This window comes from Radiobacillus kanasensis (genome assembly GCF_021049245.1).
GTDB classification, from domain to species: Bacteria; Bacillota; Bacilli; order Bacillales; family Amphibacillaceae; genus Radiobacillus; species Radiobacillus kanasensis.
Window position 1 is genome coordinate 3,468,005 of the sequence record NZ_CP088020.1, and the last position, 17,558, is coordinate 3,485,562.

The 17,558-nt window shown below is 38.5% G+C and carries 15 protein-coding genes and 2 pseudogenes; 3 read left to right on the forward strand and 14 right to left on the reverse strand.

What is annotated here, in order from left to right:
* Positions 1-28: 28 nt before the first annotated feature.
* The gene (locus KO561_RS17700; RefSeq protein WP_231094643.1) at positions 29-283 is read left to right on the forward strand and encodes a hypothetical protein; all 255 of its coding nucleotides are present in this window, start codon (positions 29-31) and stop codon (positions 281-283) included.
* On the opposite strand, the gene KO561_RS17705 is transcribed toward KO561_RS17700, so the two are convergent.
* The 4 genes from KO561_RS17705 to ku form a co-directional block, all read right to left on the reverse strand.
* Positions 270-638 carry a DUF423 domain-containing protein gene (locus tag KO561_RS17705; RefSeq protein WP_231094644.1) on the reverse strand — a complete coding sequence of 123 codons (369 nt, stop codon included), beginning with the start codon at positions 636-638 and terminating at the stop codon, positions 270-272. The two genes, KO561_RS17700 and KO561_RS17705, sit on opposite strands and share 14 nt — an antisense overlap.
* Positions 639-656: 18 nt before the next feature.
* Positions 657-929, reverse strand: a complete 273-nt coding sequence (locus KO561_RS17710; protein WP_231094645.1) for a YwdI family protein — start codon at positions 927-929, stop codon at positions 657-659.
* Positions 930-1,603: 674 nt separating this feature from the next.
* On the reverse strand, positions 1,604-2,644 hold the full coding sequence (locus KO561_RS17715; RefSeq protein WP_231094646.1) for an acyltransferase family protein: 1,041 nt from the start codon (positions 2,642-2,644) through the stop codon (positions 1,604-1,606).
* A gap of 236 nt (positions 2,645-2,880) precedes the next feature.
* Complete coding sequence (ku, locus tag KO561_RS17720; protein WP_231094647.1) at positions 2,881-3,735, reverse strand: non-homologous end joining protein Ku; 855 nt, start codon at positions 3,733-3,735, stop codon at positions 2,881-2,883.
* A 127-nt stretch (positions 3,736-3,862) separates the two neighbouring features.
* On the opposite strand from ku, the gene KO561_RS17725 reads away from it, so the two are divergent.
* Entirely contained in the window at positions 3,863-5,686 is a 1,824-nt protein-coding gene (locus KO561_RS17725; RefSeq protein WP_231094648.1) for a DNA ligase D, read from the forward strand.
* Between the two features lie 30 nt (positions 5,687-5,716).
* Here the strand turns inward: KO561_RS17725 and KO561_RS17730 are convergent, their stop codons facing one another.
* The 5 genes and pseudogenes from KO561_RS17730 to KO561_RS17750 form a co-directional block, all read right to left on the reverse strand.
* Positions 5,717-6,952, reverse strand: coding sequence for an aminopeptidase (locus tag KO561_RS17730; RefSeq protein WP_231094649.1), 1,236 nt, complete (start codon positions 6,950-6,952; stop codon positions 5,717-5,719).
* Positions 6,953-7,077: 125 nt separating this feature from the next.
* Positions 7,078-7,527, reverse strand: coding sequence for an OsmC family protein (locus KO561_RS17735; RefSeq protein ID WP_231094650.1), 450 nt, complete (start codon positions 7,525-7,527; stop codon positions 7,078-7,080).
* A gap of 17 nt (positions 7,528-7,544) precedes the next feature.
* Positions 7,545-7,756 (reverse strand): annotated as a pseudogene (locus KO561_RS17740) (chromate transporter); the annotation flags it as partial.
* A gap of 453 nt (positions 7,757-8,209) precedes the next feature.
* Complete coding sequence (locus KO561_RS17745; RefSeq protein ID WP_231094651.1) at positions 8,210-9,010, reverse strand: TerC family protein; 801 nt, start codon at positions 9,008-9,010, stop codon at positions 8,210-8,212.
* A 307-nt stretch (positions 9,011-9,317) separates the two neighbouring features.
* Positions 9,318-11,051 carry a phospho-sugar mutase gene (locus tag KO561_RS17750; protein ID WP_231094652.1) on the reverse strand — a complete coding sequence of 578 codons (1,734 nt, stop codon included), beginning with the start codon at positions 11,049-11,051 and terminating at the stop codon, positions 9,318-9,320.
* Between the two features lie 232 nt (positions 11,052-11,283).
* Between KO561_RS17750 and KO561_RS17755 the strand changes: the two genes are divergently transcribed.
* On the forward strand, positions 11,284-12,366 hold the full coding sequence (locus KO561_RS17755) for an AI-2E family transporter (RefSeq protein WP_231094653.1): 1,083 nt from the start codon (positions 11,284-11,286) through the stop codon (positions 12,364-12,366).
* 346 nt (positions 12,367-12,712) lie between these two features.
* Here the strand turns inward: KO561_RS17755 and KO561_RS17760 are convergent, their stop codons facing one another.
* The 5 genes and pseudogenes from KO561_RS17760 to KO561_RS17780 form a co-directional block, all read right to left on the reverse strand.
* On the reverse strand, positions 12,713-13,765 hold the full coding sequence (locus KO561_RS17760) for a DctP family TRAP transporter solute-binding subunit (RefSeq protein WP_231094654.1): 1,053 nt from the start codon (positions 13,763-13,765) through the stop codon (positions 12,713-12,715).
* Positions 13,766-13,865: 100 nt separating this feature from the next.
* Entirely contained in the window at positions 13,866-15,143 is a 1,278-nt protein-coding gene (locus KO561_RS17765; RefSeq protein WP_231094655.1) for a TRAP transporter large permease, read from the reverse strand.
* A gap of 31 nt (positions 15,144-15,174) precedes the next feature.
* Entirely contained in the window at positions 15,175-15,723 is a 549-nt protein-coding gene (locus KO561_RS17770; RefSeq protein WP_231094656.1) for a TRAP transporter small permease, read from the reverse strand.
* Positions 15,724-16,066: 343 nt separating this feature from the next.
* A pseudogene (locus KO561_RS17775) lies at positions 16,067-16,652 on the reverse strand (kinase).
* 1 nt (position 16,653) lies between these two features.
* Entirely contained in the window at positions 16,654-17,493 is an 840-nt protein-coding gene (locus tag KO561_RS17780; protein ID WP_231094657.1) for a GNAT family N-acetyltransferase, read from the reverse strand.
* Positions 17,494-17,558: the final 65 nt, after the last annotated feature.

Here is a 17,558-nt window from a genome sequence, read left to right on the forward strand (position 1 = left end):
CTCCTTATTCTTTTTAAGGAGGCTAATTATGAAAGATCCTTATAAAAAATTTGCTAGTCTCCAATTATTCATGACCGTACTTTCTGTCGTGTTTGGAGGCTTTGCTATTGCAAAGGGGTACTATGTGCTCGTCTTTCTAGCACTCATCACATTGTCCTTAAGCTTTGTTTTTGAAGGCATTATCGATTGGAAAAAACAACGAATCCCTCTATTTCTTCTTCAAATGATTCGAGCATTAATTATTGTAACTTTTGCCTTTTACCTGTATTTTAGAATAGCTTAGTGACGGCGATCCCAAGTATGACCCACCCAGCCAAGAACGCCACTCCGCCTAATGGAGTAATCATGGCTAGTGCTTTTATGCCTGTTGAAGCATAGATATAAAGACTCCCCGAAAATAAGATAATTCCAATAAAGAATAACCAACCAGCTGTGGTTAAGTTAGAAATTTGGGTTTTCATCATGAATAAACCAGTCACGAACAAGGCCATCGTATGGAACATTTGGTACGTGACTGCTTTTTCCCATGTTTTCAGCATTTTTTCGGACAGTTTCCCCTCTAACCCATGGGCACCAAATGCGCCTAAAGCTACAGCCAAAAAGCCGTTGATGACAGCCAATAAGAAAAATAATTTCATCTGTACATTCACCCTCTGTTAAAAATCAAAAATAGAATCTCCGTTTGCATCTTCATCTTTCAGTCGTTCTGTATTTAAGGGTTGAATCCCTTTTGGTTCCGTTTGTGTGGGCATGGCAGGTATAGATGGCTGGGTTGCAGCTTGATCTTCTTGATCATCAAGTAGAAGATCTGCCAGCAATCGGACAGCACGAACATGCTCTCTTACCTTACCTGATTGGTTTTTATGTTGAAGGGCTTTTTGAATTTCCGCCTCCATCTTCTGTAATACGGATTCATCTTGGATAGTCAATTATAATTCCTCCTTCTAACACTTTCATGGTAAGTATAACATGATTGTACGAGAACTTCCCTTTTTGCATTTAAAAAACTCACTAACCGAATCAGTAGTGAGTTTTATTCATTATATTATGTAATTCTTTACTTCCGGGACAGTGGTAGCTTTAAGTTAAGGGCAAATTCAGAGCACAGGTATTTTTGACATAACTCGGCATAGTACACCCTATAATCATTCTTAACAAGTATGATTATAAGTTCTTTGCTCTAGTTTGTAATTCTCGTACATCCACTTGATAAATTCTAATTCCTTTTCTTGGAGTTCACGACATAGTTGTTGTTCAAATTCTTCTAAAAAGCTTGAAAAATCCATCACCGTATAATTCCCCCTAAGCACCAATGTAAACGCTTACCCCGATATATCCCTATGAAGTCATAGAGTTCTTCTCTATTATCATTCTAACTGCACTAGTTTCAATTATTCAACAAAAATCTGAAAAAAGTATGAAAATCCTGCAAAATACCCGTGTTATTTGTCCTATTTTCTAGATGATAACGCCACTCTACGTATAGTCTTTTATGTAGTCTAGGGTACAAGTACCCGTTGCTCTTTTTGGTTAAACCTATTTCTTCTAGTTTTTTAAATTTTTATAGAAAAAGAGAACGCAGCCACGTTCTCTTTTTCCCTTCCTATTTTTGCTCATATAATTCACGTCCATTTTCTCGTGCAGCTCTTTTGCGAATTCGTTCATTAAAGAGCGTCCGTATTCCTGACGTCGTTCCTTCCACCACTGGTTGGAAAGAGGCAACAATCCATCCACTACTTAACAACCAGACAATCGCAATGGAAATGACAGCAAGACCTAAGATATCCAATATATGATTTACGCTAAACCAATCAGCCTCTCTAAAGTATTGGATAAAAAAGCCGTGTAACAAATAAACATAAATCGTCTTTTGACCAATTGCCGTATATCTAAACGATGTGTTCGGAATCCACGCGAGTACACTAAAGGACATAAGGACGGCTACACCATATACTCCTATTCTCGCTAATCCTCCTATACTTTCTGCATCTAAATTAGAATAGGATTTGGATCCTAATAGCCAATCTGTTGAGAAGTCTGGAGTTAAATAGATAACAAGTGCGATTGTTAGTAAGACAAGAACCGATGCATATTTTGTTCCTTTCCGTTTCAACATGGAAAGGTGTTCTTGGTTCAGATAATAGCCAATTAAGAAAAACGGAAAAAACACAAACGTTCTAGACAGACTAAAATAGTGCCCAAAAACATCTAGATAACCAATTCCAATCCCTAAGGCTAACGCTATAGGAAGCCCCATTTTACCATCCAATTTTTTATAGAAGATCAATAGAATATGCCAGCAAAACAAGCTGATTAAAAACCATAACGCCCAATGTGGATAGAAAATAGGTTCTACCCAATTCTCTCTTCCAATTGAATAGTAATAAACAGTATAAATCATTTGGAATAGTAAATAAGGTACGATTAATTTCTTCGCTAATTTTTTCAAATATCCTGACTTACTAGAGCCTTTTGCAAAAAATCCGGAAAGCATGATGAATAATGGCATATGGAAGGTATAAATCCACTGGTATAACACATGGACCGTCGTTGATTCAGAAGTAAATGGCTGAATGACATGACCAAAGACGACCAGAGTAATCAGGAGGACCTTCGCGTTGTCCAAATACGCATTTCGTTGCATAAGATACTCAGTCCTTTTCTTATAGTCGTAAATTTCATCCTGTTCTTGTGATATATATTCGAATCCGCTTCCTCATTTTTTTGCGGTTGTTACTACTTTGTTACCTTATTTAAATAACTCGCAACAATTGTAATTTTCATTTTCTTGGACGAGACCTCTCATCAGGATATTCATTAAATATGCTTTTTATAATGGCTAAATAAAAAATGCCTTCCCTTCTCAGGAAGACATTCTTATTAAGCTTGTTTTCTTGTTTTTTTCGTCGCTGTTGTAGTTTTCTTTCGAGCAGCTGGCTTCTTAGGTTTTGTTGGTTTCGTCTTCTTAGCTCGATCTAAGGAAGCCTCTAAAGCATCCATCAGATTTGTAACATTATCCGGCACAGCTTTATCCTTAGCCGTTGCAGTTTGATTACTGTTCTTCTTCTCTTCAATTAACTCAATTAAGGCTGTTCGGTAATCATCTTTGTATTTTTCTGGATCAAATTCTGTCGTTAACTGATCAATCAGCATCTTAGCTGTGTCTAGTTCCTTAGCCACCGCTTCTGTCTCTGCAGGAACATTAGGCACATCCGCAACGTTTCTAACTTCATCTGGAAAGTGGATGGTCTCGACAACCAATGTGTTTTCATATACCCTAATGACAGCCAGTTGTTCCTTAGAGCGAATCATCATTTTGGCGACACCAATTTTCCCGGTATCCTTTAATGCTGTTCTTAACAGGGTATAGGCTTTCCCGCCTCCCTCATTTGGAGAAAGATAGTAGCTTTTTTCAAAATAAATGGGATCAATTTCTTCTAGCTTTACGAAGTCCACAATCTCAACCGATTTTTCTGTCTGCTCTTTTCGGAGATTTTCCAATTCTTCATCATCCAGCATGACGAATTTATTTTTGGCATACTCGTATGCTTTAACGATTTCTTCTGCCTGCACTTCTCGATCACAAACTGGGCAAACTTTTTCATATTTTATTGGAGACTGGCATTCTTTATGGAGCTGTCTTAACTTGATGTCTTTATCCTCTGTGGCCGCATGAAGCTTGACTGGAATATTCACGAGTCCAAAGCTAATGGTCCCTTTCCACATCGTATGCATATAAGCATTCTCCTTCATTTTTTAGCTTAGTTTGTCTGATTACTATGTTTTTTATGATTAATAATTTCACAACCTGCCAAGACTAAAAGAACAAAAGCGTAGGCGCACAAAAGGGAGATGGACACCTATGATGCAACCAAAGCCTAGTGTAGAGATTCCCGAGGGGGACGATTGGATATATGAAGTAAAGTACGATGGGTTTCGTGCTGCTCTAAAAGTTGGAAAAAGCTCCATTAAGCTAATTAGTCGAAATAATGTAGACTTATCAGCAAATTTTCCGGAAATCATCTCCTATGTCGAGGAGCATATGGAACAGTTAGAAGATTTTCTCCCTTTTGAATTAGATGGCGAGATTGTTATTTTAAATACCATACTGCAATCAAACTTTTACTTGCTCCAACAACGTGGGAGATTTAAAACTGCTGCGAAAATTAAACAGGCTGCTAAAGAACGACCTGCTCACTTTTTAGCCTTTGATTTGCTCACTTTAAAGGGGAAAAGTTTGCTTTCTAAGCCCTTTTCAGAGAGGAAGGAAAAACTTCATGTTTTTCTTATGAAGCTCCTACCTACTTCGTCCATTCTATGGGATCAGCGTCTAGGCTATGTGCAAACCTATTCGAATTCGGATGAGCTCTGGGATATTTTAACCGAGCATAAAGGAGAGGGAGTCGTTGCGAAGCGAATTACCAGCAAATACATAGACGGAAAAAGTCACAGTGACTGGTTTAAAATTAAAAATTGGAGAACCATTCGCGGATTCATCACAAGCTATGACCAAAAAAATGGATACTTTACGTTATCCATTTATGAGAATGAAGCGATACAGCCACTGGGGAAATTTAAGCATGGCATACCCGATCAAGACTTGGATACCTTGAAGCAATTTGTTTCAAAGAATGGGACAAAGAAAGGGGACATATGGCAGTTGCCTCCTGCAATTTGCTGTGATGTTCACTGTCTAGGAGTAAAGGAAGATGACTTGCGAGAACCTGAATTTTATCAGTTCCGATTAGACGTCACTCCAGAAGAATGTACGAAAAAGACTGCGGAAGAAAATCTTGCTATGTTTCCCGAAGATCTTGATTTATCGAAGAAAGAAAAAATATTCTGGCCAGAACCAAGTTTCACTAAACTAGACTTACTTCTATATTTACGAGATATAGCACCATACATGCTTCCCTTTTTAAAAAATAAAGTACTCACATTAATTCGTTGCCCAGACGGGGTGGAAGGGGAGTTTTTTTACCAGAAGCATTTACCATCCTATGCCCCGGACATATTAGCTGGTCCTAAGACAGAGGATGGTATCCTACAAGTTTGCAAGGATGTAGAAGGGCTTTTATATCTCGGTAACCATGGTGCCATGGAATATCACGTTCCTTTTCAACGGATGGGTAAACATTATCCGGACGAAATCGTTTTTGACCTAGATCCTCCATCCGTTGAACAATTTTCTGTCGCTGTGTTTGCAGCACAGCTTCTCAAGGAGCTATTAGACCATCTCCAGTTGAAAGCCTTCGTCAAAACATCTGGAAACAAGGGATTGCAAATCTATATACCGATTCCAGAGAAAAGCCTTACTTATGACGAAACTGCTCAGTTCACGATGGCATTAGCTTTACTACTGGAAAACAAATACTCTGACTTATTTACGACGGAACGATTAAAGAAGAATCGAAAAAACCGTCTGTACATCGATTATATCCAGCACGGAAAAGACAAAACGCTAGTTGCTCCTTATTCCCCGAGAAAAACAGAAGAGGGCACCGTCTCAACACCACTATTTTGGGCGGAAGTCACCGAAGAACTACAGCCGAATCAGTTTACAATTCAAAGTGTAGTACAGAGAGTGAAGGAATTAGGTTGTCCATTTATTACGTATCAGCAAGCTAGAGAGACGCAAGATGTAGAGCTCCTACGTCAATTCACTACATCTAGCTCTAATAAATGAAGAGGATGTCATCCGACATCCTCTTGCCCATTAAAAGGAAATAGCCCAAGTCCCTTCTCTGAATATAGCTTCTGTTTTCCCGTCCTTCGTCACACCATCGATATCTAAGGAAGCAGAACCCATCATGAAATCTTCGTGAACGATGCTATCATTAACACCGTGTTTATCCATTTCTTCTTTAGAGAAGCTTGGACCATTTTCAATGTTCGTTGGATATGCTTTTCCTAGCGCAAGATGGCAGGAAGCATTCTCATCAAACAATGTATTGAAGAAAATGATGTTAGACTGGGAGATTGGGGATTCATTTGGCACAAGTGCCACTTCTCCTAATCGCTTAGCTCCTTCATCGGATTCAAGAAGGGTTTTTAATGTTTCTTCTCCTTGTTCCGCGGAATATTCCACGACAACTCCATCTTTGAAGGTCAGCTTAAAGTTTTCAATTAAATTCCCACCGTAGTTCAACGGTTTTGTACTAGATACTGTTCCATGAACTCCGTATTTATGCGGCATCGTAAAAACTTCTTCAGTTGGCATGTTCGGATTAAATTCTACTCCGTCCACAGATTTCGTTGATCCGCCATGCCAAATGTGGCCTTCTGGCAATTCGATGGTTAAATCTGTGCCTTCTGCTTTATAGATTAGTTTGGTATATTGCTTTTCATTTAAATATTTACGCGCTTTAGCTAAGGTTAGATTATGTTCCTTCCACGCTTGAATCGGATCTTCTAAATCGACACGGGAAATGCTAAAGATATTCTCCCAAAGCTTTTCGACAGCCTCTTCTTCAGGCAAATCTTGAAAGACTTTTTGTGCCCAAGCTCCAGTTGGATAGCCAACGATAGACCAGCAAATTTTATCATTCATAATATAGTCTCGATATTCACTCAAAGCCATTCCTGCTGCTTTGTTGGAAGCAGCAATTCGTGCTGAATCAATCCCTTTTAACAAGTCTGGATTTTGCCCAAAAATAGTTAAAAGGCCATATCCATCCTTCACCATTTCCACTAAGGCATCAGATCTCCATTTTGGAAAGTTCTCAATTACTTCCATCGGAGCATGCTTCATTTTTAAATATGTAAGATTTTCGTCATTCCACTCCAAGTGCACATTTTTAGCACCTACAGCGTATGCTTCTTTTGCAACCAATCGAACAAACTCAGCCGCTTCAACTGGAGCATTTATAATTAAACCTTGACCGTCTTGTAGATTGACTCCTGTACGAATAGCTAACTTTGCATATTTTTCAAGTAATTCCTGTTTTGACATATACTTCCCCTCCTGTTTGTTTTAAGAATATTATTTCATAATCAAGATAAAATTGATAGTCTCATTACTTCCTGAATTCTTGTAACAAAAAACGCCTACCTTTCAATAAGTAGACGTTTCTATCGTTATTCTTCTACACTAACATCCGCCTCTAACTCGAGCTCCACATTCCCCTTAATCGCACGAGAAATCATGCAGGATTCCTCTGCAAGCTTCGTTAGTTTCTTTAGCTTATCTAGCTCTTTATTTGTAGCTCCTTTACTCAATCGAACAGTAGGTCGGTGAATAATTCTTTTATATGTGAACACTCCGTTTGTCACATCAACTTGCCCCTCAGACTTCAAATCCATAAAGCTAAGAGGAAGGCTTGCCCGTTCAATCATGGCGGCAAGGGTAATGATATAGCAAGTTGCCGCAGCCCCTAGGAGCATTTCGTCAGGGTTTGTTCCTTCTCCTGGACCATCCATTTCCGGTGGAATAGATATAGATGTTTGTAGATTTCCAGCAGCTATTTTACCGACACTATTCCGTCCACCTGGCCAGTCTGCTTGCAAGTGAAAATGATGTAATGCCATATACGACGTCCTTTCTTTTATTCAAAAATCGTTAAAACAATCGAACCAACGCTTACTCCGATTAACACGATAAGCCATGCTGGTACTTTCCAAAATTGTAACAAACCAAATAGAAGAAGCGCCAATCCAAAGTCTAAAGCAGTATAATTGAACTCGTAAAGACGGGATCATAAAAGGCCGTAATTAATATTCCGACAACACAAGCATTTACCCCAGTCAGAATGCCTTGAAAGCTTGCTTTTTTTCATAATGTTTGAACTTTTCCCTATTTTTCGTTCTCCCCCATTTGTTATCAAGCTGGATTTTACAGGATTCTTTCATTATTCTCAAGCACTGGTCCTCAAACTTTACATTTGTCATATAGCTTACTGTCAAATAATACGATAAAATAAAAGTAAAATAGAAAAGGGTGGGATGTACGATAGGGTACAATTTACCGAAAGTAAAAGAGGTTCTTGAATTAAAGCGACTAAAACAAAGGAAAGGTTTGCGTCACTATCTTCAGGAGTATCACTTTCATTATGTACATACAGGTTACCCTAGAAAACAGAACATTCTTCGATTATCAGCTACGACACCACATAGAGTGACGAGTCCTAAAGTGAAGCGAATTGTTTACAATTCAGCGGATTAAATTAAATGAACCTAGATATTTCCTTATCTAGGTTCATTTTTTATTTACTTAATGAGCATTTTCTTTTTCTTGTTCCGTATTCTCGTGATCTTCCTCTTCGTCTTTTTTACCAGATAAGAACCAGCCAGCTAACGCTATGGTAACAAGTACACCATAAAAGATTAGCTTCCAAGCGGTTGAATGGGCAAAATCATGAGGTAAGACATGCACAGCATCATGCGCTAATACACTTATGACAAGCTTCACCCCTACCCATCCTACAATCACAAATGCAGCGACTTCTAAACCAGGTCGAGAGTGAAGAAGCTTCACAAAAACATTAGCGGCAAATCGCATAATGATTAAACCAATCATTCCACCCGCTAAAACAACGGCAAACTGAGCCCCATCTAAGCTTCCTACACTTGGAAAATTTGTCTCTGGAAGCGTTACGGCTAAAGCGACTGCTGCCAGGATGGAATCTACAGCAAATGCTAAGTCCGCTAATTCTACTTTCAATACTGTTGTCCAAAACCCACTCCCCTGTTTTTCTTTAACCTTTTCCTCGTCCTTTGATTTCCCTTTCTTCCAATAACTGTAGAGATTCTTAATCGAGATAAATAATAGGTATGCTGCTCCAAGTGCTTGGACTTGCCAAACATCTACTAGGAAGGAAATAACGAATAGAGATCCAAACCTTAAAACAAAGGCTCCTAATAAGCCATAAAATAATGCTTTTTTCCTTTGTTCATCCGGTAAATGCTTAACCATAATAGCGAGAACCAATGCGTTATCAGCTGCTAAAATTCCTTCTAGCGCCACTAACACGATTAAGACCCAACCATATTCAATCAATAATTGTGCTTCCAATTCCAACATCCCCTTCTATATACAAAAAAATGACCTCCACCGAATTGGTAAAGGCCATCAAAAAAAGACCCTTACCCACGGTGGGTAAAGGTCTCGCTAACAACGTTCGTTGCCAATTAAGCCGGAGATAAATATCTCGAAATGACGACTTAAATTGTATAGCTACTCCCCTTTAGGAATATTACTTAGTATCATCATAATCCCAGATGTGTGCATAGTCAAGATTTTTACCTCTCACACCTTTACCTTTCTTCGGGCTTACGATGGTATGATTCCCATCTTACCATTTTCTCAAACCTGAAATTAGTTAGCCTTCCATAATGGCTTGAACACGACGATTTACTTCCTCTTTCAACTGCTCAAGTAATGCTTGGCTTTCCTCACGAGACTGACTAGAAACACCAAAATAATATTTAATTTTCGGCTCCGTACCCGACGGTCTTAGGCATACCCAACTGTTCTTATCCAACAAAAACTTAAGAACATTTTCGTTTGGTAATTCAATCGTCTCTTTTTCACCAGATTCCAGATCCGTTCTTTCCGATGTATTGTAATCTTCCATTTGATTTACTTGTAAACCGGCAATTTCTCGGAACGGTTGAAGGCGAACTTGCTCCATGATCTTCGCAATCATTTCGGCTCCGTCTTTCCCTTTTAACGTTAAAGAAATCATGTCTTCAAAATAATAACCATGGCGTTCATATAATTCTTCTAAAGCTTCTAGAAGTGTTTTCCCTTTACTCTTCCAATACTCTGCTATTTCACAGGCCACCACGGCAGCTTGAACAGCATCTTTATCTCGAACAAAATCTCCCATTAAATATCCGTAGCTTTCTTCAAATCCGAATAAATACGTTTCGCCGGTCGTTTCGAATTCCTTAATCTTTTCTCCGATAAACTTAAAACCAGTTAACGTATCAATTGTCTCCACACCGTAGTGGTTAGCGATCGTACGCCCCATCTCTGTCGTTACGATTGTTTTAATGAGACGTCCTTTTTCTTTTTCATCACTAGTAGAGTTAGCAAGAACATAATCTAGCATTAGCGTTCCAAGTTGATTACCTGTTAGCACTTGGTAAGAACCAGCTGCATTTTTCACAGCTACTCCTAAACGGTCTGCATCCGGATCTGTTCCAATTAATACATCCGCCCCGTAATCTGAGCCTTGTTCAATCGCAATGGTAAAGGCTTGATGCTCTTCCGGATTAGGGGATTGGACCGTAGAAAACTCCGGATCAGGCTGGGCTTGTTCTTTTACAACATGGATATGTTCAAAGCCGATTTGCTTTAAACCTCTTAACACAAGATCATGTGATGTGCCGTGTAATGGTGTAAAGACGATTCGCAGTTCTTTTTTCTGCCCTAATTCAGAAGCGTTCCATTTAGATAGTTGTTTTACCTGCTCTAAATAAGCCTTGTCCACTTCTTCCCCGATCCATGTAAGCAATTTCTTTTCCTCAAGGGACTGCTCCGTTACATATGGAACCGTTAGTTCATTTTCTATTGCATTTACTTCTGCAATGACTTGCTCGGCTTGCGCGGGAGGAATTTGCCCTCCATCTTCGTTATAAACCTTGAAACCATTATATTCTGGCGGGTTGTGACTTGCGGTAATCATAACCCCTGCTGCTGCACCAAGGTGGCGTACCGCAAATGATAAAGTTGGGGTCGGATGTAATTCTTCGAATACATACGACTTAATCCCGTGGTTTCCCAATACCTTTGCTGTTTCTAGAGCGAACTCTTTGGACATGTGCCTGGAGTCATAGGAAACGGCAACCCCTTTTTCTTGAGGGTTACTCGTATGCTTCTCTAGGTAATTGGCCAGTCCTTCGACAGCTTTTCGAATTGTATATACATTCATCCGGTTCGTTCCAGGACCAAGCATTCCTCTCATCCCGCCTGTTCCGAACGTTAAATTTTTATAAAAAGCATCTTCTAAATCTTTATCCGATTTTTTCAAGTCCTGAAGCTTTTCTTTTAACTTTTTATCGAGTGCTTCATATGAATCCCATTTTTGATATGTAGCTTGCCAAGTCATAAAGCTCCTCCTTTATTTTTTCAGCAATTCCAAACAAATTCTACCACATTCTGCAATTTGCTTCTATCGTTTCTCTAAGAGAAGCTACTCATTCTTCGTTTACTCATCTACTTTATAGGATAAAATGAAAAAGTGACTCTTTAAATCTGTATCATTTACGTTTTTCTTTCTATATAATATAGATATTACATAGATGATATCCATGAACTATTGATAGTAAGGTTGTGATTATTTGGCCAGTAAAAAGTGGTTTCAGACACTTGTAGCTTTTATCCTAATCTTTATTTTGATTTTCTTAATCGAGCAGACAAAATTTATTTTTGAACCAGTAGGCTCCTATCTTACAGCTATAGCTGTCCCATTCATTGGGGCAGGACTGTTATATTATATTACTCTACCTTTAGTGACCTTTTTAGAAAAATATAAGTTTCCTAGGATTGCTAGTATTTTAGTTACATTCCTATTGTTAATGTTCGTTGTATTTCTATTCTTTAACTACGTTATCCCTATTGCACAACAACAATTTGAACGTCTTGTTGGCAACATCCCTGATATAGCGGATGGGATTGAGGAGATTATCGTTTATTGGCAGGACAACCAAAATATTATTCCACCACAAGTCGAAAGCATGATTGATCGGGTAACGAATAACTTAGATAACCATTTAGAAAACTTTGCGACGTTTATTATCAATTTTATCGGCCAGCTATTTGGATTTGTCTTTTCATTCGTGCTTATCCCTTTCTTCTGGTTCTTTATGTTAAAGGATGGCGACAAGCTCGTACCCTTTATCAGCAAGTTTCTTAGCAAGCCAAAAGCAGCAAGTTTTATGGAGCTTATGGCAAGAGTTAATCATACTCTATCTTCCTTTATTCAAGGCCAGGTTATCGTAAGTGTTTGCGTTGGGTTTATGCTATACATTGGATACGTTATTATTGACCTTGATTATGCCTTAACATTGGCACTGTTTGGTCTTGTGATGAACTTAATCCCTTTTGTTGGTCCATTTATTTCAGCCGTTCCAGCTGTTATTATCGGCTTCTTCCAAGAACCAATGGTGGCCGTATATGTGATTATCGTAATGGTTGTTGCCCAACAGATAGAGAGTAATTTTATTTCCCCAAATGTAATGGGCAGAGTACTACAGCTTCATCCACTAACGATTATTACTCTTATCCTGGCTGCTGGAAGTATTGCTGGCTTCTTCGGGTTACTGTTCATTATTCCTGCTTATGCCGTTCTGAAAACGATTGTTAGTCATTTCTATCATGAGTGGAGAAGAAAACAGCCTGAAGGGGAAAAGGAAATCTTTTAAATTAAATAAGAAAAGTGCAGGGCACCCAGCCTTCACCTATCTTGTGCATAGTTGATAGAAATTGCGACATAACTCTAATTAAAAATTTATTGAAAGAATAATGAAGTGAAGCTTGATGCCGCGCTTCGGCAGAATACTCCGCTTTCCGCGGAAAGCGACTGCCCGCAACGGAGATCAACATCGTATCCATAATCGAGCAGTTATTCAAACCGATGGTTTTTTTGTAACTTTTCTTACGTCGCAGTTTATATCAACTGCGAGGATTTAAAGTAACAATACTTACTTAAAGAGCCCTTTCAAACAGAAAATCACCTAGGATTTCAATCCTAGGTGATTTATTGGTTTATTATTCTCCTGTAACTGCCTTAATTTCTTCTAGAAGTTTGTCAAGAATAGCTCCATCTACCGTAGATACTTCTTTTTTATAGTAATCTCTTACAGGTAGTGCAAGCTCTTTGAACGCCGCGCGTTGTTCTTCTGTTAACTCAACCACTTCTGTTGGATGTTCTTCATTGTTTTTAATTTTTTCTAACCATTCTTCGTTCTGTGTTTTTTGTTCTTCGAATACCCAATCTTGCATTTCTTGTACAGTTTCGTCTACTAATTTTTTCACGTTTTCTGGTAATCCATTGTACCATTCTGTGTTTACCGTTGTCATTGCCACGTAGTTATTGTGGTTTGAAATAGTCATATGAGATTGTACTTCGTTGAAAGAAGCATCCCCAATAAAGAAGATTGGGTTTTCTTGACCTTCAACTGTTCCACGGTCTAAAGCCGTATAAAGCTCACTCCAGCTCATCGGAGTTGGCTCTGCACCATACGCTTCATATGATTTAATAATCAATGGAGAGGTTTGTGTTCTCATTTTGAAATTTTCAAAGTCTGCTGGCTCCTGTAATGGAGAGCTAGAAGTCCATTGCATTGCACCTTCTGTCCAGAAAGAAAGTGGTGTAATGCTATATTCTTCATATCTTGCTACTAAGTCTTCATTTAATGCTTTACTTGTGTTTAAGATTTCTTGCGTTTTTTCTACACTATCTGGGAACAAGAAGTGTAAAGCGAAAATTTGTCCTTCTTTAACCATGTTCCCTGTAAAACCAGGAGACATAACAGCCATTTCTACTCCACCATTTTGTAGAAGCTCTACTTGGTCCGTTTCGCTACCTAGTCCACCATACTCATATGGTTCGATCGTAATCTTACCATCTGATTTCTCACTCATACGTTTTGCAAACTCCGCTGCATATTCATATTGCACTTGGCCTTTAACTTCCTCCGTTACGAAGCGCCATGTTTGTGCCTCTATGTCTGAACTCGCTTCTGAACCTTCAGAACCTGAATCTGATCCGTCAGAACCACTTTCACCAGTCGTGTCATCACCACCACAAGCAACTAACAAGAAGCTAAGTGTTAAGATTGATAGTAAACCAAATAAATATTTTTTCTTAAAAATAGTAATTACCCCCTAAGATTATTTAAATATATGTCATCTCACTCAGTTACGGTAAAATGTACCGGTAAGCGAGTGAAATTTCTGGAACAAATATTAGTAATATCGCGACACCAACCAACATGACAATATACGGTGGTGTTGAACGAATTACATCTAAATACGATTTTTCAAAGACGGCACTGGCCGTAAATATATCAACACCGAATGGCGGTGTTGCAGAACCTAGAGCAGCCTGGAATGTAATGATTACCCCTAGGTGTACCGGATCAACGCCAGCATTAATTGCTACTGGATAGAAAATCGGTGTTAATACGAGAATAACAACAATAGGATCAACAAACATACAGCCGACAAAGAAGAAAATTGTGACCATAAATAAAACAAATATGGCACTTGGATCTGGCCCCAATACTGCTTCCGTTACCGTTTGTGGGATTCTCGCAAAAGAAATGACCCACGTAAAGGCTTGACCAGCTGAAACTAAGACGAAGACGGCTGATGTTACCAACCCTGTCGATAACGCCACTCTTGGTATTTCATTTAGTTTAATAGATCGATAAACGATAACCTCTAAGATAAAAGCATATAACACAGAAATCCCTGCTGCCTCCGTTGCACTAAAAATACCAGCGTAAATACCGCCAACAACGATTATAGGAAATCCAAGAGGCAGAAGCGCTTTCCCTGTCGTTCTAAATCTTTCTTTCCAAGGCACTTTATCTGCTAAAGGTATATTTTCTTTTTTTGCGTAAAGAATACTAAAGGTGGCGAATGCAAAGAAGACGATTATCCCTGGCAATATTCCTGCCATGAATAAATCTCCAACAGAAGTATTCGAAACGAGCGCGTACATAATCATTCCGATACTTGGTGGAATTAACAGCGCAATATCACTAGAATTAATGATGAGCGCTATAGCACTAGAATCCTTGTATCCTGCTTTTAATAGTCTCTCTCGCATAGGCTTACCTACCGCAACAACCGTCGCTTGTGTGGAACCAGAAATGGCACCGAAAAGTGTACAAGTTGCAGCTGTTGTAATGGCATACCCACCACGTAGATGACCAACAAAAGCTCCGACGAAGTCTAACAAACGATTAGACGTTTTACCGGTGGTCATAATGTCAGCTGCCAAGATAAACAAAGGAACAGCTAACAGCACATAGGATTCTATACCAGTTTGCAGTTGTTGCATCATTAACATAGGATCCAAGTTCGGGAAAAAGAACCATAACACAACTAAGGGTCCTACGATTAATGGAATCATCATCGGAAAATTCAATAGTAGTAAGACTACCATTATGGACATTAATAGAGCTACCATTAAGTTTTTCCTCTCTCCATATATTTAATAGTTATACAAAAGATTGATCTTCGAGATTTTCATTTTCGTTGTAATCCTTCAGATCTGTACCCAAGTAAATATCCTTTTCCTTAATATTCACCCACATGTTTCTCAAGTATTGAATACCTCCCATAAATAAACCAATTGGGATAAAGATAGTTATATAGATAGCCGGTAACTGTAACGATGACGTTACCGTACCTCTTTCATGTACTTGGAGAACATAAAGGGATGAATAGTAGGCTAGTACAAACATTACTATGGCAGTAAAAGCGGGGATGAATATAGCAATTGCCTTTCTTACTTTAAAAGGCGCCATATCAAAAAATGCTGACATACTTATATGTCGACCTTTTCTCGCGGCATAACTGATACCCATAAAGGTTGCGATCACAATAGCGAATTTACTCAACTCTTGCGAAAAGGTCCAACTAGATCCCGTTATGGCACGACTTAACACATTTCCGATCACCATAACTGCAATGAGAAGTATGGAGTAACTAAGTATAAATTCCTCCAACTTCAATATGAATTTATCTATTGCTCTTAGTATTTTCAACCTAGTTTCCTCCTCGATTTAGGTCGATACAAGCCCAGGAGTCATTAAGACAAGACTAATGTTACAGAAATATTTCATGAACCTCAAACTGTCTAAATTTTTATATATTCGGATAATTCCATGAATCTGGGAATCTGATTGGCATACCTCCTTCATCTCTTTATATGGGCTAAAATCCTCCCGATAAGTTATATATACTCCAAATTCACACCTCCTAAACCTGATTTTTCCTCATCTTGAAGATTTTTGGGTCTATTTATCTATTGAAATTAAGGAAATCTATAACAAAAAAGCATGGGTCCAATCTGGAACCATGCAATTTACTTATATGTATGAGGGATGTCTAATTTTTTATGACATAATCAGCTAATTCTATTGGATTTTCCTTATTTAGATAGTAGTCTTCAGCTGACCAATAGCGTTTCTCAAATAATTCCTTCTTTTGTTGTGTATAAGATGATTCCCTTTTAAAACGAGTTTTTCTGGGACAATCCAGGAAAATCATAAAGTCAAAAAAAGACTTCCATTCCTTCCTTTGCAGAAAAACTCCTTCTACCAGAATGATAGATTTCTTTGCAATATGTACCTCTTTCCATTTTAATGAGTCATCATCTTGATAAAATGGAAGTTTTAATGAAGATTTACTCTTAAGAAAGGACAGCAGGTTTTCTTTTATCCAATCCACATCCCATTGGAGAAAATAATATTCTTCCCATTGCGCTCTTCCCGTCTCATATCTTTTGTGTCTAAGTATAATGTGATCATCGATATGGAAAACGATAATATTTTGCCCACTTTCTTCTATATAATTGTTGAATCCTTTTCCCAAATGTGGACTTTCCAGATCTACTCAAACCGTCTAATCCAACAACAAAACGGTCGGTATGAGTGGATTCTCGTTGAATTGTTGCTACGAGTTCTTCTATCATGCTATTCTCCCAACTTATATACAATCGAATCTCCAACAACTTTATATCCGATTTTTTGATAGATACGGTTAGAAGTCGGGTTAGCTTGATCCGTATATAACGCACAGAACCGATGTCCTTCCTCCAACAATTTTTGAGAAAGAGCTGCTACACAAGCAGACGCGTAGCCTTTTCGTTTCTGTTCATCAGGCGTATATACAGCATTAATCGTCGTTCCATTTTTGGTTTTTCTAGATTGATTCGCCATCGATACTGGCTTTCCATTCACTTCCCATACGTATATGGAGCGATTTTCTAAAAATTGATTCACAAGTGATTCTGCTCGGTCTTGGAGGCTAGGTTCATTAGCTTCTTTTCCGAATTGTTTTATCCATTGGACTAACAAGTCGTTATGTTCTTGTCCTGCAATACAGAGATTTCCTTGTGCTCTGTCGGCATTCTCCACTTTATCCAATTGATAAATTAGTTGTTCCATATGTACAGTGGCCTTACGATTCGTTGTTTGTTCCCAACCCCTTACAAAGGTATCCGCAACTCTTCGAGGTCCAATTATGCCTGGAAGTGCAAGTTTTTGCTCCGTTATACTTCTTATTATGGCAAGACAAACATCTCCCTCCACATCGATATCTGGAAGAACAAAATCATGTGGTGGTGTTTGCAGAAAGCCATAGACATACTGTTGCCCTTTCCTAACCAGTCCCATTACAAGATGTTCGCTAGGCATATCCTTCTCTCTTTCTAAAATACCTAGCATAAGATTGTTACAGGATTCTTTTCGTAAGAGCAATGGTTCGATTTGCTTGGAAAATTCTTTAATATCCTTTGTATAGATTACTCTCATAGGATCACTCTCTTTCTTCCCTATATTATAGTCTTACCCCATGTAAATGAGAAGGACAGAAGTAC

What these genes read in the sequence shown, in the direction of transcription:
- KO561_RS17700 (WP_231094643.1), top strand. Translation starts at nt 29, where the DNA reads ATGAAAGATCCTTATAAAAAATTTGCTAGTCTCCAATTATTCATGACC.
- KO561_RS17705 (WP_231094644.1), bottom strand. Translation starts at nt 638, where the DNA reads ATGAAATTATTTTTCTTATTGGCTGTCATCAACGGCTTTTTGGCTGTA.
- KO561_RS17715 (WP_231094646.1), bottom strand. Translation starts at nt 2,644, where the DNA reads ATGCAACGAAATGCGTATTTGGACAACGCGAAGGTCCTCCTGATTACT.
- ku (WP_231094647.1), bottom strand. Translation starts at nt 3,735, where the DNA reads ATGCATACGATGTGGAAAGGGACCATTAGCTTTGGACTCGTGAATATT.
- KO561_RS17725 (WP_231094648.1), top strand. Translation starts at nt 3,863, where the DNA reads ATGATGCAACCAAAGCCTAGTGTAGAGATTCCCGAGGGGGACGATTGG.
- KO561_RS17730 (WP_231094649.1), bottom strand. Translation starts at nt 6,952, where the DNA reads ATGTCAAAACAGGAATTACTTGAAAAATATGCAAAGTTAGCTATTCGT.
- KO561_RS17735 (WP_231094650.1), bottom strand. Translation starts at nt 7,527, where the DNA reads ATGGCATTACATCATTTTCACTTGCAAGCAGACTGGCCAGGTGGACGG.
- KO561_RS17750 (WP_231094652.1), bottom strand. Translation starts at nt 11,051, where the DNA reads ATGACTTGGCAAGCTACATATCAAAAATGGGATTCATATGAAGCACTC.
- KO561_RS17765 (WP_231094655.1), bottom strand. Translation starts at nt 15,143, where the DNA reads ATGGTAGCTCTATTAATGTCCATAATGGTAGTCTTACTACTATTGAAT.
- KO561_RS17780 (WP_231094657.1), bottom strand. Translation starts at nt 17,493, where the DNA reads ATGAGAGTAATCTATACAAAGGATATTAAAGAATTTTCCAAGCAAATC.